The organism is Marinobacter similis (genome assembly GCF_000830985.1).
GTDB lineage: Bacteria > Pseudomonadota > Gammaproteobacteria > Pseudomonadales > Oleiphilaceae > Marinobacter > Marinobacter similis.
In genome coordinates this window covers 708,606-728,427 of the sequence record NZ_CP007151.1, presented here as the reverse complement: position 1 = coordinate 728,427, position 19,822 = coordinate 708,606, and the positions used below count along the sequence as shown (strand labels likewise).

Annotated in this window: 19 protein-coding genes and 3 pseudogenes; 13 read left to right on the top strand and 9 right to left on the bottom strand. The window is 54.8% G+C overall.

Annotated elements, in window-relative coordinates:
* Positions 1-83: 83 nt before the first annotated feature.
* The gene (locus AU14_RS03270) at positions 84-1,361 is read right to left on the bottom strand and encodes a M48 family metalloprotease (RefSeq protein WP_041338896.1); all 1,278 of its coding nucleotides are present in this window, start codon (positions 1,359-1,361) and stop codon (positions 84-86) included.
* A 265-nt stretch (positions 1,362-1,626) separates the two neighbouring features.
* On the opposite strand from AU14_RS03270, the pseudogene AU14_RS03265 reads away from it, so the two are divergent.
* The 7 genes and pseudogenes from AU14_RS03265 (at position 1,627) to AU14_RS03235 (ending at position 7,882) form a co-directional block, all read left to right on the top strand.
* Positions 1,627-2,294: pseudogene (locus tag AU14_RS03265) on the top strand (DUF599 domain-containing protein).
* Between the two features lie 26 nt (positions 2,295-2,320).
* Complete coding sequence (locus AU14_RS03260) at positions 2,321-2,821, top strand: PaaI family thioesterase (RefSeq protein ID WP_041338893.1); 501 nt, start codon at positions 2,321-2,323, stop codon at positions 2,819-2,821.
* A complete protein-coding gene (locus AU14_RS03255; RefSeq protein ID WP_041338890.1) occupies positions 2,818-3,252 on the top strand; it encodes a PaaI family thioesterase in 435 nt (144 codons plus the stop codon). The genes AU14_RS03260 and AU14_RS03255 overlap by 4 nt, the downstream gene beginning before the upstream one ends.
* A 133-nt stretch (positions 3,253-3,385) precedes the next feature.
* A complete protein-coding gene (gene htpG, locus AU14_RS03250; protein ID WP_041338887.1) occupies positions 3,386-5,278 on the top strand; it encodes a molecular chaperone HtpG in 1,893 nt (630 codons plus the stop codon).
* Between the two features lie 5 nt (positions 5,279-5,283).
* Positions 5,284-5,500 (top strand): annotated as a pseudogene (locus tag AU14_RS03245) (DUF2835 domain-containing protein).
* Positions 5,501-5,782: 282 nt separating this feature from the next.
* A pseudogene (locus AU14_RS03240) lies at positions 5,783-6,766 on the top strand (tRNA dihydrouridine synthase).
* Between the two features lie 123 nt (positions 6,767-6,889).
* Complete coding sequence (locus AU14_RS03235; RefSeq protein ID WP_052471949.1) at positions 6,890-7,882, top strand: MBL fold metallo-hydrolase; 993 nt, start codon at positions 6,890-6,892, stop codon at positions 7,880-7,882.
* 2 nt (positions 7,883-7,884) lie between these two features.
* Here AU14_RS03235 and AU14_RS03230 read toward each other — a convergent pair whose 3' ends face one another.
* The gene (locus AU14_RS03230; RefSeq protein ID WP_041338882.1) at positions 7,885-8,898 is read right to left on the bottom strand and encodes a class I fructose-bisphosphate aldolase; all 1,014 of its coding nucleotides are present in this window, start codon (positions 8,896-8,898) and stop codon (positions 7,885-7,887) included.
* Positions 8,899-9,063: 165 nt separating this feature from the next.
* On the opposite strand from AU14_RS03230, the gene AU14_RS20455 reads away from it, so the two are divergent.
* The 3 genes from AU14_RS20455 to AU14_RS20445 are packed head-to-tail and all read left to right on the top strand — an operon-like array spanning position 9,064 to position 11,146.
* Complete coding sequence (locus tag AU14_RS20455; RefSeq protein WP_041338879.1) at positions 9,064-9,669, top strand: hypothetical protein; 606 nt, start codon at positions 9,064-9,066, stop codon at positions 9,667-9,669.
* The gene (locus tag AU14_RS20450) at positions 9,651-10,334 is read left to right on the top strand and encodes a hypothetical protein (RefSeq protein WP_236744346.1); all 684 of its coding nucleotides are present in this window, start codon (positions 9,651-9,653) and stop codon (positions 10,332-10,334) included. Before AU14_RS20455 ends, AU14_RS20450 begins: the two co-directional genes overlap by 19 nt.
* The gene (locus AU14_RS20445) at positions 10,304-11,146 is read left to right on the top strand and encodes a hypothetical protein (protein ID WP_236744345.1); all 843 of its coding nucleotides are present in this window, start codon (positions 10,304-10,306) and stop codon (positions 11,144-11,146) included. Before AU14_RS20450 ends, AU14_RS20445 begins: the two co-directional genes overlap by 31 nt.
* Here the strand turns inward: AU14_RS20445 and AU14_RS03215 are convergent.
* Positions 11,121-11,816, bottom strand: a complete 696-nt coding sequence (locus AU14_RS03215) for an aspartate/glutamate racemase family protein (RefSeq protein WP_041338876.1) — start codon at positions 11,814-11,816, stop codon at positions 11,121-11,123. The genes AU14_RS20445 and AU14_RS03215 overlap by 26 nt on opposite strands.
* A 526-nt stretch (positions 11,817-12,342) precedes the next feature.
* Here AU14_RS03215 and AU14_RS03210 point away from each other — a divergent pair.
* Complete coding sequence (locus tag AU14_RS03210; RefSeq protein ID WP_041338873.1) at positions 12,343-13,320, top strand: hypothetical protein; 978 nt, start codon at positions 12,343-12,345, stop codon at positions 13,318-13,320.
* A gap of 468 nt (positions 13,321-13,788) precedes the next feature.
* Here AU14_RS03210 and AU14_RS03205 read toward each other — a convergent pair whose 3' ends face one another.
* A complete protein-coding gene (locus AU14_RS03205) occupies positions 13,789-14,256 on the bottom strand; it encodes a hypothetical protein (RefSeq protein WP_041343552.1) in 468 nt (155 codons plus the stop codon).
* Between the two features lie 172 nt (positions 14,257-14,428).
* On the opposite strand from AU14_RS03205, the gene AU14_RS03200 reads away from it, so the two are divergent.
* Positions 14,429-15,325: a cation transporter gene (locus AU14_RS03200; protein WP_014420764.1), complete on the top strand. Its 897-nt coding sequence runs from the start codon at positions 14,429-14,431 to the stop codon at positions 15,323-15,325.
* Between the two features lie 64 nt (positions 15,326-15,389).
* On the top strand, positions 15,390-15,746 hold the full coding sequence (locus AU14_RS03195; protein ID WP_014420763.1) for a DUF3703 domain-containing protein: 357 nt from the start codon (positions 15,390-15,392) through the stop codon (positions 15,744-15,746).
* A 140-nt stretch (positions 15,747-15,886) separates the two neighbouring features.
* On the opposite strand, the gene AU14_RS03190 is transcribed toward AU14_RS03195, so the two are convergent.
* From AU14_RS03190 to AU14_RS03165, 5 genes are all read right to left on the bottom strand, one after another.
* Positions 15,887-16,537, bottom strand: coding sequence for a metallophosphatase domain-containing protein (locus AU14_RS03190; protein WP_041338867.1), 651 nt, complete (start codon positions 16,535-16,537; stop codon positions 15,887-15,889).
* 114 nt (positions 16,538-16,651) lie between these two features.
* Positions 16,652-17,836, bottom strand: a complete 1,185-nt coding sequence (locus AU14_RS19300; protein ID WP_148312714.1) for an ATP-dependent DNA helicase — start codon at positions 17,834-17,836, stop codon at positions 16,652-16,654.
* Positions 17,770-18,867 carry a helix-hairpin-helix domain-containing protein gene (locus AU14_RS03180; protein WP_094191137.1) on the bottom strand — a complete coding sequence of 366 codons (1,098 nt, stop codon included), beginning with the start codon at positions 18,865-18,867 and terminating at the stop codon, positions 17,770-17,772. Before AU14_RS03180 ends, AU14_RS19300 begins: the two co-directional genes overlap by 67 nt.
* Positions 18,864-19,319, bottom strand: a complete 456-nt coding sequence (locus tag AU14_RS03175; RefSeq protein WP_041338858.1) for a VPA1267 family protein — start codon at positions 19,317-19,319, stop codon at positions 18,864-18,866. The genes AU14_RS03180 and AU14_RS03175 overlap by 4 nt, the downstream gene beginning before the upstream one ends.
* Positions 19,320-19,632: 313 nt before the next feature.
* A complete protein-coding gene (locus AU14_RS03165) occupies positions 19,633-19,815 on the bottom strand; it encodes a hypothetical protein (protein ID WP_041338852.1) in 183 nt (60 codons plus the stop codon).
* Positions 19,816-19,822: the final 7 nt, after the last annotated feature.

Below are 19,822 nucleotides of genomic sequence, written 5' to 3'. Positions count from 1 at the left end.
GTCAGTGCGGCCAACTAACGGAGAAACCATAAAAAAAGAGCCGGCGGAGGGGCTCCGTCGGCTCTTTTCGCTCAATTCGGGGCTTAGTTTCTGAGCGCCTGGAGTTTCTGCTGGGCTTCCTTGGCGATGTCACCGCCTGCTTCGGCTACTTTGGTGTAGTAGGCGATGGCCTCGTCCCGGCGGTTCTGCCGCGCGGCGATGTCGCCCAGGCGCAGGTAAGCGATAGAGGTGGGTACCACCTGGTTGGCGCGCTCAAGGTTAGTACGGGCCTTATCAAGGTTTTTCAATTCCAACGCATTCAGACCGTTATAGATCCTGTACACGAACATTTCCGGGTACAGCGACACAGCCTTGTCGAAATCGTCTGAGGCTTGTTGCAGCTTCTCCTGCTCCTTGTAGATGCGGCCGCGCAGGGTATAGAACATGGCCTCGTCCGGTGCCAGGCGAATGGCCTCGTTGATCTTCTTCAGGGCGGCGTCCATGTTGTCTTCCGAGGCCAGCTTTCGGGCCTCGTCGTGGGCGTCATAGGCAGGCTGGAGCTTGCGGAGGGTTGCCAGTTTGCGCTTGTAAACATCCTCGCCCCGATAGCCGCCAGCTCCTATCTCGTCGACCAGCTCCCGATTTCGCTGAACCCGTTTTGCTGACGGTGGGTGAGTGGCAAACATGCCCTGAATAAAGCTGCTGTCCCGGCCTTCTGACAGCTCCAGAAACAGCTGCTGCAGTTCAACCGCGGCGGTGGGGTCATAGCCCGCCTTTTTCATATACAGGATGCCGTAGTAGTCGGACTCAAGCTCATCCGACTGGCTGTACTGCGCCAGTGCAAGTTGGGCGCCTATTGCAGCACCGCCCATCAGCACACCCGCCCACTCATTGTCCGACAGGGCAAAGCCCAGGCCGGCAACACCAGCGCTGATCAACATGCCTTGCTGCATGCGCTGAACACTGTGGCGGGCAGCGGCATGGACAATTTCATGACCGAGCACAGAGGCCAGCTGTGCTTCGTCGTCAAACTTGGTGAGCAGGCCACGGTTGATGGCGATCTTGCCACCGGGCAGCGCCCAGGCATTGGGTGTACTGCTGTTAAGCACCACGAACTCGTAAGGCAAATCCGGGCGGTCGCTGACCTCGGCCAGCTTCTGGCCAACCTCGCGAACATAAAGCGTGAGTTCCGGATCCAGGTAGAACTGGCCACCCTGGGTCTGCTGCGTGGGCGTGTATTGCTCCGCGCCCATGGACAGTTCCTGGTTTTCCGGGATTAGCGACAGCTGACTTTCGCCAGTAACTGGATTGACCGAGCAGCCGGCCAGTGACAGAGCCACGACCACCGGGGCGATGCAGCGTTGCAAGAGGTACTGATTCACACGAAACTCCCTTTTTGAATGGCTCTCAGGCGAACAGGCCGGGGCATTTGCCGCCCATTCTGTCCTACACTTCTGCTTACATGATTACACGGCTTTGGCCGCCTGAAAATCCCCCATCGTTGTGGTGACCAGATGGCCTTAGCGTATTATAAGTGCCTGTTCCAGCGACATTTGATTCCGTATTTATCACCAAAGGCCGCCGATGAGTAATATTCTGGAAGTAATAGCTTTGCTCTGGTTTCTGACCTGTTGGCTGGGCTATACCGTGTACTCGCGTCGACGGGCAGGGGACAGACCCTGTTTGTCCAATACGCTGGACATGTACCGGGAAGACTGGATGCGGGTCATGCTCAGGCGCGAAAACCGCATTGCCGACGCTCGGTGGTTGGCAACCTGGAGCGCAACGGGGCTTTCTTTGCATCCAGTTGCCTTCTGATCCTGGCCGGTATCATTACCGCCCTCGGTTACACTCAGGAAGTGATGGAGGTATTCAGCACCCTGCCATTTGGCACCTTGCCCAGCCGTGAAATCTGGGAGCTTCGGATGGTGCTGTTGCTGGTGGTATTTATCTACGCCTTCTTTAAGTTCACCTGGTCCATGCGGATGTATAACTTCGTGTCGGTAATGGTGGGCAGTGCGCCGCCACCGGACGATACCAAGACAAGCCCCGCTGCGCGCGAGGCCTTCGCCCGCAGTGCAGGCAAAGTCTGCAACCTGGCGGGTGACGCCTTTAACCTGGGCTTGAGGTCGTACTATTACGCGATGGCCGTTGTCGGTTGGTTTATTCACCCGTTGGTTTTTATTGCCGGGTCCACACTCGTGGTGGTGGTTCTGTATCGGCGGGAGTTCTGCTCGAACGCGCTGGGCGCCTTGCGCTCGGGGAAGGTGTTTGAAGAGGAAGTGCCAGCCAAAGCCGAGAAAACACCCAATTAAATTCTTGATCCACAGGTTTGCTTTGAATGAATGACGACATCCGACTAGACCGGGTCACCCGGTTTATCGACACCCTCAAACAGGCAAAGGAACTTGGCCTGTCGGTAATTCAGGCCAGCGAAGGCAGCCTCACGCTGTGTCTGCCGTACAGCGATCGTATTATTGGTAACCCGGATACCGGCGTTATCCACGGCGGTGCCATTACAACTCTGATGGACACTACCTCGGGCTCGGTGATCCTGTGTGCTCTGGACGAGTTCGAACTGTGTCCAACACTGGATTTGCGGGTGGATTACATGCGCCCGGCAGCACCCCACAAACCGGTTTATGCCCGCGCCGAAACCTACAAGGTTACCCGCAACATCATTTTCACCCGGTGTGAGGCCTACCAGAAGTGCGACGAGCAGGACGGTGGTGAACAAAATGGTATTGAGACCATAGCCAACTGCGTCGGCACGTTCATGCGCATTGGCCAGGAAGCCACGCCAAAGCATTACCGTGACCTGATTACCGGAGGTGCCCAATGACCGATCCGGAGATCTATCGTCACACCCGTGAAACCGGGGATTTCACCCGTTTGCTGGAGAGCATCCCTTACGCCACCTTCATTGGCCTGGAGTGCGATCAGTTCGGTGACGATCTAATTTTTCGCCTGCCCAAGCAAGAGGAAAATCTGGGTAATCCCATTTTGCCCGCCATTCACGGCGGTGTCATTGGTGGCTTCATGGAGCTCTCTGCCGCGATCTACCTGATGATGTCCCAGGACAGCATGCGGATGCCGCGCATTGTCGACTTCTCTCTGGATTACCTGCGGGCAGGCCTTGACCGCGAAACTTACGCCGAATGCCGGCTCACCCGGCAGGGTAATCGGGTTGCCAATGTGATGGTCACCGCCTGGCAGAAATCCCGTGCTCAGCCCATTGCCACGGCTCGGGCGCACTTTCTCCTCGAAGACTGATTTCCCTCCGATACCGGGGCTTGAAATGCCCCGGCGTGCCCCCACTTTTGTCTGCAAGTTAACACCGTAGTCGGACGACACGGGTGCGTACCCGAGTCCTCACCAAACGTTGAATGTAGGAGACACATAAGCCATGACGGTTGAGTCGCAAAAAGAGACCCTGGGTTTTCAGACCGAAGTGAAGCAGCTGCTTCACCTGATGATCCACTCCCTCTATTCCAACAAGGAAATCTTCCTTCGTGAGCTGATTTCAAACGCTTCAGACGCCGAAGACAAGCTACGTTTCGCGGCACTGAAAGACGATGGTCTGTACGAAAACGATCCGGAACTGAAGATCCGTCTCGACTACGACAAAGAGGCGAACACCATCACGCTGGCCGATAACGGTATCGGCATGAGCCGTGAAGACGTGATCGAGAACCTGGGTACCATTGCCCGTTCAGGCACCGCGGAGTTCCTGAAGCAGCTGTCTGGTGACGAGAAGAAGGACAGCAAACTGATCGGTCAGTTTGGTGTGGGCTTCTATTCGGCCTTTATCGTCGCCGACAAGGTAGACGTCTTTACCCGCCGTGCCGGTGCACCAGCCGAAGAGGGCGTGCATTGGGAATCCAAGGGCGACGGCGAGTTCTCCATTGAGCAGGTGAGCCGCGAGAACCGTGGTACCGAGATTGTTATCCACCTGAAGAAAGACGCCAGCGAATTTGCCGATGGCTTCCGTCTTCGTAACCTGGTCAAGAAATACTCTGACCACATCTCGTTCCCGGTCGTCATGAAGTCCGAGTCGGAAGACGAAGAAGAGAAGGGCAAAGACGAAACCGTCAACGATGCCACTGCGCTGTGGACACTGCCGCGTACTGAGATCAAAGACGAAGAGTACAAAGAGTTCTACAAGCACATCGCGCACGATTTCGAGGACCCGCTGACCTGGTCTCACAACAAGGTGGAAGGCAAGCTGGACTACACCAGCCTGCTGTACATCCCGGCCCGTGCCCCGTTTGACCTGTACAACCGCGAAGCGCCGCGTGGCCTGAAGCTGTACGTTCAGCGTGTCTTCATCATGGACGACGCCGAGCAGTTCCTGCCGCTGTACCTGCGCTTTGCCAAGGGTGTGATTGATTCCAACGATCTGTCCCTGAACGTGTCTCGTGAGATTCTTCAGAACGACAGCACCGTGGAAAGCATCCGTACCGCGCTGACCAAGCGGGTATTGGACATGCTGTCCAAACTGGCCAAGAAGGACCCAGAGCAGTACCAGAAGTTCTGGGGTGAGTTCGGTACCGTGCTGAAAGAAGGCCCGGCGGAAGACTTCAGCAACCGTGAAAAGATTGCCGGCCTGCTGCGCTTTGCCACCACCCACACCGGTGAATGTGCCCAGTCAGTATCGCTGGACGATTACATCGGCCGGATGAAGGACGGTCAGAAGAAGATCTACTACATCACCGCCGACAACTTCATGGCCGCCAAGAGCAGCCCGCATCTGGAAGTCTTCCGCAAGAAGGGCATCGAGGTGTTGATTCTGTCGGATCGCATCGATGAGTGGATGATGGGCTACCTGAACGAGTACGACGGTAAGCAGTTCCAGGACGTCGCTCGTGGTGATCTGGACCTCGGCGAAGTAGAGACCGAAGAAGACAAGAAGCACAAGGAAGAGGCTGCCGAGGAGCACAAGGATCTGTTAGAGCGCATCAAGACCGCGCTGAGCGACCGCGTGCAGGAAGTTCGTGTGACCAACCGCCTGACCGACTCCCCGGCGTGCCTGGTTGTAGGCGACTTCGACATGGGTGCCCAGATGAAGAAGATCATGGAAGCGGCTGGCCAGAAAGTGCCGGACAGCAAGCCGATCTTCGAAATCAACGTGGATCACCCCCTGGTTCAGCGCCTGGAAAACGAAAAGGGCGAGGAGCGCTTTGGTGAACTGTCAGCGGTACTGCTGGACCAGGCAACACTGGCCAGTGGTGAGCAGCTGGAAGATCCGGGCGCTTATGTCACCCGCCTGAACCGTCTGTTGCTGGAACTGGCTAACTAAGCCGTATGCAGCAGATTATTGTGGACATCAGCATCAGCTGACGAGTGGATCAAGCTCTATCAGGGCGTTGCCACCGACGTTCACACCACGGCCCGGGACGGACGTTCTGTCCGTTTCCCGGCCCGTATTCTCTCCCGTTTTTACCTGCGCGATGGTGTGCGCGGATCCTTCCGAATCCTGTTCGATGGTCAGGGCAAGTTCGCGGGCATCGAGCGGCTTTGATAGCTAATACCTACCGTTAGTTTTTCTTTCCTTTATTTCCCACAGCGGCTGCGCATTGACTATTCTTCGGGTATCCACACTGGAAAGGGAGTTGTGTGATGGTTCGTTGGATGGCGTCCTGGTCTGAACAATGGCAACAACAAAGTAAGGTGCTGGCGGATTACTGCGTCAATTACGCGATGTCCCAGTAAGGGCCTTAGCTTGGTTTGCCACGCTTCATTCTGTCCTCAAAACTGACTACAATGCCGGCCCGCTCAATCTTTACCCACGTCCGGAGCCGACATGCGAGTAATCCTCGCCCCTATGGAGGGGCTGGTAGATGCACCCATCCGTGAAACGCTGACCAAAGTTGGCGGCATAGACCGGTGCGTTACCGAGTTTGTTCGCGTGACTCACGGCATGCTGCTCCCCGTGTTTTCTACAAGTACGCACCGGAACTTTACAACCAGTCGCTGACCCGGGTTGGTACGCCAGTGGCGTTGCAGTTGCTGGGTTCTGACCCCAAGCAGATGGGGTTGCACGGCGCCCGGGCTGTGGAACTGGGCGCGACCCAAGTCGACATCAACTTTGGTTGTCCCGCCAAAACCGTCAACAAGCACAAAGGCGGCTGCGTACTGATGCGGGAACCCGAGCTAATGTACGAAATTGCCGCGGCCGTGCGCCGCGCTGTGCCAGACGCTATTCCGGTGACTGCCAAGATGCGGCTGGGCTACGACGACCGTTCCATGGGCGTCGCTTGCGGCCAGGCGCTGGAGGCAGCCGGGGCGGCCGAAATCGTAATTCACGCCCGGAGCAAAGTTGATGGCTACAAGCCGCCGGCTTACTGGGAAGAGATTTCGAAAGTGCGTAATGCAGTGGCAACCCCGGTGATTGCCAATGGCGAGATCTGGACCGTCGATGATTACTGGCGTTGTCGTGAGGTGTCCGGCTGTGATGATGTCATGATCGGCAGAGGCTGATCGCCCGGCCTGATCTGGCCCGCAAAATCAAAGCCAGCCAGCGTGGTGAAGAGATTCCCGACATGACCTGGCCTGAAGCAGTCGCTCTGGTTCGGGAGTACGCCGAAGTGCTGCAAGGTTGGCTGGAAGACCGCTACGTGACCGGGCGCATTAAACAATGGATGAATTTCCTCCGGCAGGCTTCGCCGAGGCTGAGGCAATCTGGCCCCAGGCCAGAAAGATTCGGGAAGTTGCTCCGATGATGGCGTGCCTGGAACAGGGCGCTGTTTCGAATAGCTCAGTCAGCTCCGGAATTCGAGCCGCCTGATTACTCTTTGATCTCCCTTCGATCGTTTTTCCTCCCTGATTGCCAACTACACTGGTACGAAGCGGACTGATGCTCGTAACTGTTGTGGTTGTAGAAGAACAATCCACCAGGGAGGAATGAACCATGTTTGATCGATTATCTCGGCGAGCGCTCGGCACAATGGCTGGCAGTGTGTGCCTGACAATTGGGCTGGTCGCCGGAGCGGGTGCGGCTGAGGGCGATGTAAAGGTGACGCCGCTGGGCAGCCACGACGGAGAGTTCTGTAGTCGCGACCGGGCCCTGGTGTTCGAGGACCCCAACGGCACCCGGATTCTTTACGATGCCGGTCGCACCGTGGCCGGGCCGGATGATCCCCGGCTTGGGGATATAGATGTCATTCTCGTGTCGCACATGCACGGTGATCACGTTGGTGACGCCCGCATCGCCAAGACCAATTCTGGCACCTGTGCCGCTCCCGACACATCGGTGTCGACTTTGCCGCAATCCAATACCATAGACATCGCTGTGAAAAAGCAGGCCAAGATTTTAACGGGTAGTGAGATGCCGGCATTTTTTGCAGCCAAACTCAGTGCAGAGGGAGGTGATGCCAGCAATTCCATGCTGGTACGCTTCGGCGCAGAGCAGGAGTTGGGTGGCGTGGCCATTACCACTGTGCCAGCGGTCCACAGCAATGGTGTGTCGCCCAGTTTCCTGACCGGACCGCTGGCGGAATATCTCAAGGCAGCAGGTGTTGGGGCGAGCGTTGGCCCGCCCACTGGTTATGTCCTGACCTTCTCTAATGGCCTGGTGGTGTATCTTTCCGGCGATACCGGCATTACTGCCGAGCAGGAGTTGGTGGTGAAAGATCACTACGGCGCCGAACTGGTGGTGATGAACATTGGTGACACCTACACCACCGGCCCGAAAGAAGCGGCTTATGTCATCAACGAGCTGGTAGAGCCAAAGGCCGTCATTGCCTCCCATGCCAATGAGCCGGCCACTGACGGTGGCAAAGTGAGGGAAGGCACCCGTACCGCACAGTTCCGGGACCTGGTGAAGGTGCCGGTTCATGTTCCCCTGAGTGGACGCACCATGGTTTTCAATGGTGACGCAGACTGCACTCAGGGCTGCGACTGAATTTAGTGTTCCATGTCGGGGCTGTAGCTACCTGAGCGGGCCGCTCCATTGAGCCGTGCCCGCTTCAGTATGGCTTCCTGAGCTGCAGGGCCGTTGTCCAGCTCACCGGCCCAGGCCTTCTGGGCAGGTTCCTGCAGGGCGCGGCCATAGGAGAAACTCAATTCCCAAGGCTGGGTGCCCAGGCTGTTGATGGCGTTGAGATTCAGGGTCGCCTCCTCAGGAGTCTGGCCGCCTGACAGGAAATTGATGCCGGGGACCGCTGCAGGCACCACCCGTCGGAATATTGAAACGGTTGCTTCGGCCACTTCCTCAGGGCTGGCCTTGGGGCTGTCCTTGCCGGGAGTGACCATGCTCGGCTTCAGGATCATGTACTCGAACTGCACCCGATGCCGGGCCAGCGCATTAAACACCTCCCGCAGAACCACTTCACTGACCTCAGCGCTCCGCGCCAGACTATGGTCGCCATCGATCAACACTTCGGGCTCAACAATAGGCACGATGCCGATGGACTGACAGATCGCGGCGTAGCGGGCCAGGACCTCGGCGTTGGCTTCGACAGCCTGACGCGAGGGCAGGGTATCCGATATGTGGAACACGTTGCGCCACTTCGCAAACCTGGCACCGGCGTTCTTATAGATCTCCAGCCGGTCTTCGAGACCATCCAGGCCTACGGTGATTTCATCACCCGGCGCATTGGTCAACGGCTGTTTGCCTTTGTCGACCTTGATCCCCGGAACAATGCCCTGAGCTTCCAACATTTTCGGGATCGGCAGGTTGTCCAGACTTTGCTGGTTGAGCGTCTCTTCGAACAGGATTACGCCACTGATGAATTCGCCCAGGCCTGGCGCCGACAGGATCAGGCTGCGGTATTCCCGGCGTTTTTCCTCGGTGGAATCGACGCCGACTGAGGCAAACCGTTTGGCAATGGTTGGGTGGCTTTCATCGGCGGCCAGAATTCCCTGTCCGGGCTGAATAAGTTTTTGGGTAGTGGCTGAGAGTTCATCCTGAATACTCATTGGTAATGCCTCCGTAGCGGTTCAGGGCTGAAGGATTCCGTGTGTGTTCCTGACTAGTGTAGACGGTTAGCGGATGACTGAAATTTGATCTGCGCTAAAGCACAAAGAGCCAGCCTGACTTACTCTGAAAGTATCAACCTTGGAAAATGAGGATCGGTCCAGACCATGAAAACAGTGGTGAGTATCAGCCAGGGCTCTTCGGAGTTCGATTATGAGACGGAAACTGAATTCCTGGGCCAGAATTTTCGTATCGTTCGGCTCGGAGCTGACGGCGATCTGGAACGTGCCGAGTCGCTGCTCGAATCGGTCCGGGATCAGGCCGATGCTATCGGGCTGAGCATGGTGCATGACCACTATCAGGTCGGAAAGGAGCGGCTCCGACACCCGGACACCGAGCGCTTGGAAGCCTGCGTGCCGGACAAGCCCGTTACCACCGGCGCCGGGCTGAGGGGAATACTGCAGGAATGGGCCATTCGACACACGCAGTCAGAACTCAGCCATTTTTTTGATAATGCACGGGTGCTGTTCCTGAACGGGCAGGCCGGCTATCGCATCGCCAAGGCGGTCTCGGAGCATACTGAGAACCTGATGTTTGCCGACCCTTTCATTGATCTTGGTGTGCCCCGATTACTCACCAGCCTTGGCCAGCTCGAGACCTATACCAGTTTGACTGCGCCCCTGCTGTTCCGGCCAGCCGCCGTTGCGACCCTGACGAACCTGCGGCGCAGCCTCTGTACCGGCTTGGTGAGGGGGTGGTCAAAGGCTCACTGAATCATGCTGTCGAAAATTCCCATGTGATTGTGGGCAGCATGTCCGACCTGGCCGATTTCAGTCAGAAGTTGCTGGATGGAAAAACCATTATTACCTCACGGGTGACCGAGTCGGGATTGGACTGGATGCGCTCCCGGCGGGTGGCAATGGTGGTGGATTACAGTCCCTGGCTGGATGATCGGCCAGTGGGTATGAACGTAATGGAAGCCATGATCAGTGCGGTGCTTTCCCGCAGCCCCGGGCAATTGAAACCGGACGATTACCTGGGGGTGATTGAGACCCTTGGAATCAAACCCCGGATCCTGTATCCGCTCGGCTATCGCCGGGTAAACCGGTTCGCCTTCGTGATTCATCCCCTGTCTCAGCAGTACCTGACCAAAACCCCTCCGCTGGACTGGATCGCCAGTATGTCACCGCCGGCGGTGATGAATCTGGTGGAGAAGGCAGTGGCTTACACCCCGCCGTTCATCTATTCAAAGGTTTCCGGCATTCGCTCGCCCACCGGCGACGAGGTTGAGGGTTGGTTAATAACGGTGGGTGGCACACCCCGGGAGATCATGGCCCATGGTCCGGAGTTCACTTATTCCCGGTTACTGGCGGCGGCCAAGTTGGCAAAAAAACTGGGGGCCAGATCATGGGTTTGGGGGCCTTTACCAAGGTGGTAGGGGATGCCGGCATTACGGTGGCCAAGCGGGCGCCACTACCGATTACCACGGGTAATAGTTACAGCGCCTCCGGCGCGCTCTGGGCTGCCCACGATGCCGTGAAGCGGATTGGGCGTGTGCACATCGGTCCCAGCGGAAAAATGGCGGGGAAAGCGATGGTAGTGGGTGCGACGGGTGCCATTGGTTCGGTTTGTGCCCGATTACTGGCGAAAGCGGTGGACGAAATCTACCTGGCCGCACCAGAGCCAGCCAAGCTCTTGGCCCTGAAGGAAAGCATTGAGCAGGAAACGCCGGGGGCTCAGGTGCACGTGGCGGGTACCGCCGACCGGGATGTGGCCGACATGGATATGATTGTCACTGCCACGTCGGGCGCGGGTAAACGGATTCTGGACATCATGAAGGTGAAGCCGGGCTGTGTGATTACCGATGTCGCCCGGCCGCTGGATATTCCTGCTGCGGATGTGGCCAAGCGGCCAGATGTGCTGGTGATAGAGTCCGGTGAAATTCAGCTACCTGGTGACGTCATCATGAAGGATATCGGTCTGCCCCGGGGAATTGCCTACGCCTGCCTGGCCGAAACCATCGTTCTCGCGCTCGAGGGGCGTTTTGAGAATTTCACTCTGGGCCGGAACATCGAGTGGGAAAAAGTCCGCGAGATTTACAAACTGGGGTTGAGACACGGCATGAAGCTGGCCTCCGTTTCCGGAGTGAACGGGGTGTTCAGCGACGATGACTATGAACGAGTGAGAGCGCGGGTGAGGGCGCTCGAAAGCGAACCCTCTACCGTTAAATCTCACCCAAAGCGAGCCTGACCGCGGCGTCGGCATGAATTTCGGTGGTGTCGTACAGCGGCACTGAGGTGTCCGATGGTCGAACCAGTAATCCGATTTCGGTGCAGCCAAGAATGACCGCTTGGGCGCCTTGTTGGGCCAAGGAGTCGACTGTCGCTAAATAGTTATCTCGGGAGCCGGACAAAACCTGCCCCTGGCACAGTTCCTCGTAGATGATGCGGTGAATGTCATTGCGTTCTGCCTCGTTTGGAACCAGTACTTCAATCCCCGCCTGCTCCAAGCGGCTGCGGTAGAACGCCTGCTCCATGGTGAATCGGGTGCCGAGCAGGCCGACACGGTTAACGCCATCATTTTGCAACGCCTGGGCGGTTGCGTCGGCAATGTGGAGGAGCGGTATATTGATAGACTCGGCGATCTCTGGCGCTACCTTGTGCATGGTGTTGGTGCCGATCAACAGGAAATCAGCACCTGCGGCCTCGGTCGATCGGGCGGCTTCGGCGAGTATGTTGGCGGTAGACTCCCAGTCTCCCTGGTGCTGCAACGCCTCAATCTCGGCAAAATCCACGCTGTAGAGGATCACGCGCGCTGAGTGTAGGCCACCCAGGCGTTTCTTGATTCCCTCGTTCAGCAGGCGGTAGTAAGTCTGGCTGGACTCCCAGCTCATTCCGCCCAGCAGGCCAATCGTTTTCATCCGGGCAACCTCCCTTATAAAACGAAAAAAGCCCGAAAGTGGATACTTTCGGGCTTTTCGGTTACAGCTTCATGGCGCGTCGCTTAGCCGCACTTCAATATTCTACCAAAAAACTGGTTACATAATGCGGTGAGTGAGTGAAAAAGTGGGTTGTAGTCGTATAGTCCATTTTTTAGCGGATACTAATAAGTCTTCTAAAGCTGGTTACTTGTGAGATTAAGAGTTTTAAAAACAGTAACCTATGGTGTTCTTCAAATCTTGGGTGGTTAGGTGAAGGTAAGAGAACCACCGGAAGGAATTTGTTGATCAAAATTCAACCGGAAAACTTGAAAGCTGTATATTAACCCAGTATTATTTGTACAGTACTTAGGCTGAGAAGGTTCCACTGATTGGTTCATCTTCATCCTTTCCACTCCCACAGTCTGATTTCTGTCGAATCGCCTAAGATTCGACCAAAACTACCCTGCCTAGAAATTATCAAGTTTGCGACCTGTCCTTTCTACTCCCACCCGAGAGGTACTTTGCCGTGAGCGTTGAGAAATCCAAAGATATCATTGTCTTTCAGCACCCGAGCGAGATATTTGAGCGCCCTGATTTTGATGAGGATGCTTCGATTTCTATTGATCAGTTCGAGTCCTTCATCGGCGTTTATCTATTCCAAGACGATATGATTTGCCAGGTGAGCCGAAAAGGGAAGCACTGCCACCAGAAGCATCGACATGGATGGGTTTTCAGGAGATGTGATGGTGTGGAGGTGATAGCCGGGTGCGACTGTGCGAAGAATCACTTTGGGGCAGATAAGAGCTTCAGGATTCAGCTCAACCGCGCAAATGAGGCTTATGATCGTATAATGTACAGCAGGAAACTTGAGAATTATCGACAGCTCGGGGGGCACGTTATTTCTCAGATCAATATGGAACAGGATCGCCTTTCTAGCATGTGGCGTCATCGGGTAAAAATAGCTGCACATTTCAACAATCACGTGATTTCGCAAATCAAAAACATGGAGAAAACTGCTCGGAGACAGGTGGTAATCAAGGTCGGATACATTGAGAAGGATGAGGATGGCAACGAAAAGCACGAGTGGATAAATCAGGACTTTGGCCGACTCCACCATACAGTAATCTTCAATGACCACCGATTCGCTCAGTTTCGGAAAAGGCTAGGGCAAAGCCTAACGTCTTGGCACGAAAGCGCTGTTGCGGGATCCTCGCCGAAAGTGTCTGATATGAAAAGATGGGTAAGGCACTTCGACGACATTGCGAATTGCGTATCCGAACTGGACGAATTCGAGAGAAATTTTGATCGCTTCTGCTCCCCGGAGAACGTATCTGTTCTTTGTGCCATGACCCGCAACAATGAATACAGGCGAAAAATCGCAGAGTTGCAGTTTCTTCCAGGAAACCGCAAGTATACCAAGAAGCAGATTACCGAGTTCCTTGATACCGTGGAACAAGCGATCCTGGAGCGTACTCACGGCAGGAAATACCGACTTGCCGGTTAGCGTTGCTGCGGTTATCAGGGGCTTCGCCAGCCCCTCTCAGCTTCGCTGATTCACCCCGCAGGTATTTGACGAAGAAGACACGGCGCTATAACTTGATAGCGCGGTACAGGGAGAGGTCCCGATGGCCGTGGAGAAGACAAGCGGCCCTTGTGGCCGCTTTTCTATTCATGAGCCTGAGCTTTTAAAACCAGGATTGATGAACTGCTATGAAAGTGGGATTTTCGGGTATCCGAGTCGCTCCCAAGACGCGTAACCCTACGATAGCTGGTGATGACATCACACTTTGGCCGCTCCGGTCGCAAAGCGAACATTCGAAGTGGTGCCCAGAGCGCCATCTTCCAGCCGTAAGAGGCCAGGGATTTCGTTGAGACCGAAACCCAGCTACTGCGCCGTTTTCACAAACTTCAGCCTATCAAACTCGCCAGTTACTACGCGTCTGTTAAGTAAAAGTATTTGAAGGCTTCTCGATCACTCTACCTTTAGATTTTGCTGGTATTGCAGCATTTGCTCCATCATCAGCTGCATTTGATCCATGCGCTCCTGCATCATCTGAATTTGTTGCTCGTTAGACAGACTACCACCATTCTTTGATTTACCGCCGCCGTTCATCATGTGCTGACCTCCCATCATGCCGTTTTGTCCACGCATCATGCCGGGGCCCATCATACCGTGATGCATAAAACCCATTTGCTCTTGCATCGCCTCCCTGTGTTCTCGCATCAATCGTTGCCGTTCTTGCGGTGAAGCTTCATCAGGAATGCGTTGCATCAGCTGGTTCATGTGAGACCAGTTCTGGTGCATCTGTTGCATTTGCTCCTGATCCATCATCATGCCAGGACCATGCCCTTGCCATGAGCCTTGATCACCATGCGCTAGCACGAATGCAGGAAAAACCAACAACGCAGCGGTTGCTGTAAGTCCTTTAAATGAAATCATAAAGTTTACCCTCGAAATAAAATTAGACGTCCACACCATCGCACTTATCATTGTAGATCTTTATCCAGACAAACGCCGATTTTGACGACTACTAGTGTAGATTAGTTATTGACCCTGTAGTGGCTACAGGGTTTTAAATTGCATCATTTGTACGAAAACCGGAGCCGAGAAAATGAGCAAACCCTGCAATGGGCAGTGTGGTAGTGAAGACTCTGTCGTAGATGACAAGTTTCAGGGACGCGCCACCGCCGAAACAGGTAGCCAGCTAAGCACCTACAAAATACCAAAAATGGATTGTCCCTCGGAAGAGCGAATGATTCGAATGGCACTGACTGGCGTTGAAAACATTCAGTCGCTGTCATTCGATTTATCGGGTCGTACATTGGAAATTATCCACCATGGAGAAACCGGTCCTATTACCAGCAAACTGGAAAACCTGGGCCTGGGTGCTTCCTTGCAGCGGACAGAAGACGCCAGCGCTGAATCCGTCAGAGCGGCTGAATCTTCTAAGGCCAACGAAAGCGAAGAATCCGGCACTTTATGGATACTGCTGGCAATCAACGGCCTGATGTTTCTGGTCGAGATGACGATGGGCCTGATCGCCCAGTCCGCTGGCCTGATTGCAGACTCGCTAGACATGCTTGCCGATGCCGCCGTCTACGGTCTCGCACTTTACGCCGTTGGGCACGGCATCAAAATGCAGGTCAGAGCGGCCCATGTGGCAGGCATCCTCCAGCTTATCCTTGCCGCTGGGGTATTGGTTGAAGTTAGCAGACGTTTTCTGTTCGGCAGTGATCCTCAGTCGTTAATGATGATGGCCGTCGCCTCTGTTGCTCTCATTGCGAATATCAGTTGCCTGCTCCTGATCGCAAAACACCGTGAAGGCGGTGCTCACATGAAAGCCAGCTGGATATTTTCAGCCAACGACGTGGTCATCAACCTGGGGGTAATACTTGCGGGGCTGCTCGTTGCCTGGACCGGGTCCAACTACCCAGATCTGATTATTGGCGGAATTGTCGGTGGCATCGTCTTGATGGGTGCCAAACGCATACTGGCACTGAAAGGCTGAACCTTTCGGGGGCAGGCGGTCGATTATCGGCTTGCCGTTGCCAATCTACGGGGAGTAAACATCAATGCACAGTGAACTGAAGCCATCCTATATTGCGGAGCTTGAGGCGACAGGCAGGGCGGAAGGCGCAGGCGATTTCCAGACAGCCTTCACCCATCTGGAACGTGCCCATATCCTCAGCCAGAAATATGCTCTGGCGCACGCTGCAACCCACTTACGGATGCTCAGACTGGGTTGGCGAACAAGAGACGTTCGTGAGGTGCTGGGGCAGTTGACCCGAACCATTGCCGCCCTGGTCTTTTCCCGAATTTGGGTTCCGGTCGGAAACACCGGTCGTGCAAACGTCAGCGCGTTTGCACCCATGCCGGTGCCCGAGGATTTGGCAGTGGTGCTTTCGGAGGCGGAGGGAAGGCGTGACTAGAATGTTCGCTTTTTGTTTAAGTGAGAACAGGTGCGCGGCCAAAACTGGCGGCGTAGGTCACCAAAACCTGGCGTAGCTGCCAAAACATGGTGTCAAGAACACAGACAGGCAAGCCTCCTGATGAGCTGTCGAGCAGGGGTTTAAAATTCCACATCAAGGTCGATGATGATCGGTGGGTTTGTCGGCTTGTACCTTTCTGTACACGTTGACGCGTTCGCGAACTTAATCCCATCGCTTTCGCGAACTCCAAACCCATATCCTTCGTGGATGTGACCGAAGATGTGGGCTTTAAGGTTTGGCAGACGATCGATAGTCTTCGCAAGTTCAAAACTACCGACACGTTCACCGAGATCAGGAATCCAGTCGAAGATCCCCAAGGGCGGGCCATGGGTAATCAAGACAGTGGTGTCATTTGGCACAAGGGCCATCTTTTTGGCCATCAGATCCGGATGCGCATTAAACGACATGTTCCGGAAGAATGGAGTCCATGGACTGCCATGAAACTTGACGCCATTGATCACCGTGGACTCGTCTTCCAGGTAGATGACGCCGCAGTTCTCGCATTGCTCGCGCATCCACGGCCCGTAATCTTCGAAACAAAAGTCATGATTGCCGGCGATCAAAAGCTTGTAGCTGTGAGGAAGGGACCCAAGCCACTCGATAGCCTCGAAGCCTTTAGGGATACTCCCACTGCCGGTCAGGTCGCCTGCATGTATTAGCACATCGCCATCGGGAATCGGCAACATTTTTTCATGCCGGCTGTGCGTGTCAGATATGCATACCAGTCTCATGAGCGCTTAGTACCGCGAGTTGATTCAGTCCGCATTAGTATGTCCTAAAACTGGATTTCAATCCTTTGACGTCGCCATATAAAATTACTGAAAGGAAACTCGAACCGACTTGGTTCAGTTTGTCGATGATTGCATTAAGTCCGGAAGAGTAACGTTTCGACGAGCCGCAGAAGCGGGTGCCAGAATTGCCTCTTCTGCTGCTTTTCGATCACCGACAAGCACAACCTGATCTACGCCTCTTGTTATGGCGGTGTAAATTAACGTTTGATCCAGCAGGCGAGATCGCCGAATAGGGATAATAGCCCGGTTGAATTGGCTGCCTTGAGACTTGTGTACGGTGATTGAATAAGCGTGGGTCAGCGCTTCTAGTTGATGCGACTTGAGGGCGATTTCCGTCCCTTCGAAATCAACCACGCAGCAGTCCGACTGTTCGTTATTGACAGGCAGCGCTGAGACAATGCGGCCTAAGGATCCATTTCGTAAGTCAATGGCGTAGTCGTTTTTGGTGAACATGACCAGGTCGCCAACGGAGAGAAGCACACGCTCGAGCGTCATGCCTTGTACCACCCCGAACTCTGAGTTAAAGCAAAATACTGGTTCTGCATCACGTTGAAGGTGGTCCCTGAACAGTTGGTTAATGTGCTGGACGCCTCCATTCCCGGATCGGGTGGTGGAGAGTATTTGAACGCTGTAGTCAGTTCCGGTCCCTCCAAGCTGTCGATATAGGCCCTGAACCGTTTGGTCCAGGGAATTCTCCGGGCACTCAATCATTGAAACCCCGTTTCCGATTCCTTTGAACTCAGCAAAGCTGGGAATTTGATGGGATCTGACTGCTGAGGCTACCAATGGAATCCCGCTGGCTTCGGATTGGCGTTTTACCACTTTTAACTCGGTCTGCGGAATAGAGGGGTGTCCCGCAAGCGCGTGCAAAACAAGTCCTGGGCCTATCGGTGGGAGCTGGCTCGGGTCTCCGACGAGCACTAGCCGTGTGCCCGGTGGAATGTGTGCTAAGAGCCGATAGAAGAGGATCACGTCCACCATGGAAACTTCATCCACTACGACCAGCGATCCCTCGCCAAGCATGGTTTCTTCCACTGAGTGGAGAAATGCTGCAATGGTCATTGAGCCCCGGCCTGTAGCTTCGCTCATTCGCTGTGCGGCCCGGCCTGCAAGTGCGACCTGAAAGATGGCGGTGCTTGGTGAAACGGCTTCTATGGCCTCGTAGAGGGCCTTTAGGACAGTTGTTTTGCCGGTTCCCGCACCGCTAGAATTAAGCTGGCCTTGGAGGTAACGCTGCATTGAACTGCTTGTTTCTGTTCCAAAGAAAGCTCGAAGCCTTGTGCCTGTTCGTACTGCTCGATGGCTGATTCAACGGATTCGTGACTCGGAGCCCCGGTTTGAAAGATTGATCCTTGAGAGGCGTTTTCACCCTCAATGATTTCATGGAGGCGCTGAGCGACTTGGCTCTCAATGATATAGGTGCCTGCTGGCTGATAGCGGTCTGATACCTTGCGGTATTGAGTGCTGTCTCCCAATGCCAGAGCTTGATCCACCAGGTCTTTTTTCAGCAATAGCCGATTAACCGCTTGCCGTAGATTGGTTTCCGGAAGACAGGTGTGGCCTTTGGAAAGGCCACGGTACAAGGCTTCCTCAACAGCGGCTTCTAGGCGACGGTGATCGTTTTCGGAGACACCGAATCGATTCCTTGCGAGCCCGTCTACGATTTTCCATTTCGCTTCAAAGCTGATCAGGAGGTAAGGATTGGATTCGACCTTATCTCGGGCCTGATCGCCATAGCAGGAGATGACCTTTTGGCCGATTGAACGGTTAATGCCCATTTGATCGAGCCACAGCAGGACCTCTCCAACATTGTGTTGCTGGAAAGCATGACAGATTAACTGAGCTGACTCCTCAGTAACGACGGTGGTAAGGGCAGGAATTTCCCGCTGTTCTATCAGGTTGATCAGATCGGGCCCAAAGCGGTCGTAAAGTTTGCGAGCTTTAACGTGACCAACCCCGATAATGTTAGGGTTTTCGGCGATCCAGGCAATGATGTTTTGACCTGATGGCCGGAGGATTCTAGCCGTCTCTGCGTAGATTTGACGATCATGCTTGACGAACCCCTTGATGACTGTTTTCGTCATCTCGACGGGGCCTTCTACATGCCAGCGCTGCCCCTTGGAAGGAAAGCTTGAATCGGGAATCAGCTTCCAATTGCATTGAGCGATATACCGAATTCCCTCCGGGCTAGTCCCGGCCATAATAACACCGCCGATTCTACCTCGACTTAAGATCGATGTGATGGTCAACTCGACTGATAGATCTGTCATGGACGCACCATCCGACCGGTCTCAGTCAGGTGTTTTTCGATCATTTCGTAGCGCTTGAGCTTTGCGCGGAGTTCCATCAGTTCGGCAGAGAGAGCCGCATTTTTTTCCTCAAGGGCCTTAATGCGCTTTTGCGCTTTGTCGTTAATTAGGATGATGCGATCATCAGTGGCTCTCTCTGAGGGCGTAGAGGTGGCCTGAGACGACGATTCGCCACTTGGACTGGGGATTATGCCGGAATCGGCTAATTCCTTCTCTAGGGCCTCAAGATCGCCTTTTACGGTCGGATTCTGGCGAAGGACGGACGTTGCGAAGCCGCATTCTTTGGCGATGTCGGTGCGATTGAGCTGCCGCCCGCGAAGGTAGTCTTTCCAGTCCTCGGCGGCTTTGCGTTCTTTAATCCAATCCTTGAACTTTTTAATGTTTGCGGCTGCTATTTGTTGGCCACTCGCCATAGTTACTTGCGCTCCTTCAGTGGGACGACATTGCTCTGCCGCGATGATGTAGGGGCCTCTCCGCCACACAGAATGCAATGGCCAGCATTGGTGCTCTCCGCCTCGACAATAGGCCTAATCAAATGTGCTGCCTCAATTGAGTTGGCGTGGAGGCGCTCATAGATATTTGCGCAATGGGACCGTAAGGCGAGGATAGTCTTCTCTCTTTCCTCAATCTGTTCCTTGAGGCGAGCATTCTGTTCGCGCAAGTGCTCGACGGTGGCATTGCCATCGACCATTCTTCGGCGGGCGTCCAGGTCGGCTATAACCTTCTCTACAAGGTCGTCGTGAGCCTCAAGGTCTTGCGTGTTGTCGGGACTTGCCCAGCCACTTTGGTGGCGTTGTAGGTGAAGCTTTCCCCAGCCCGCTTTGCCTCGGCAGCCAGCTCACGGATGACGGCCTCAATCCGGCGCTCAAGGGCTTCTCCACGTAGTTGGCGCTTACCGGTTTTCTTCATCACACAT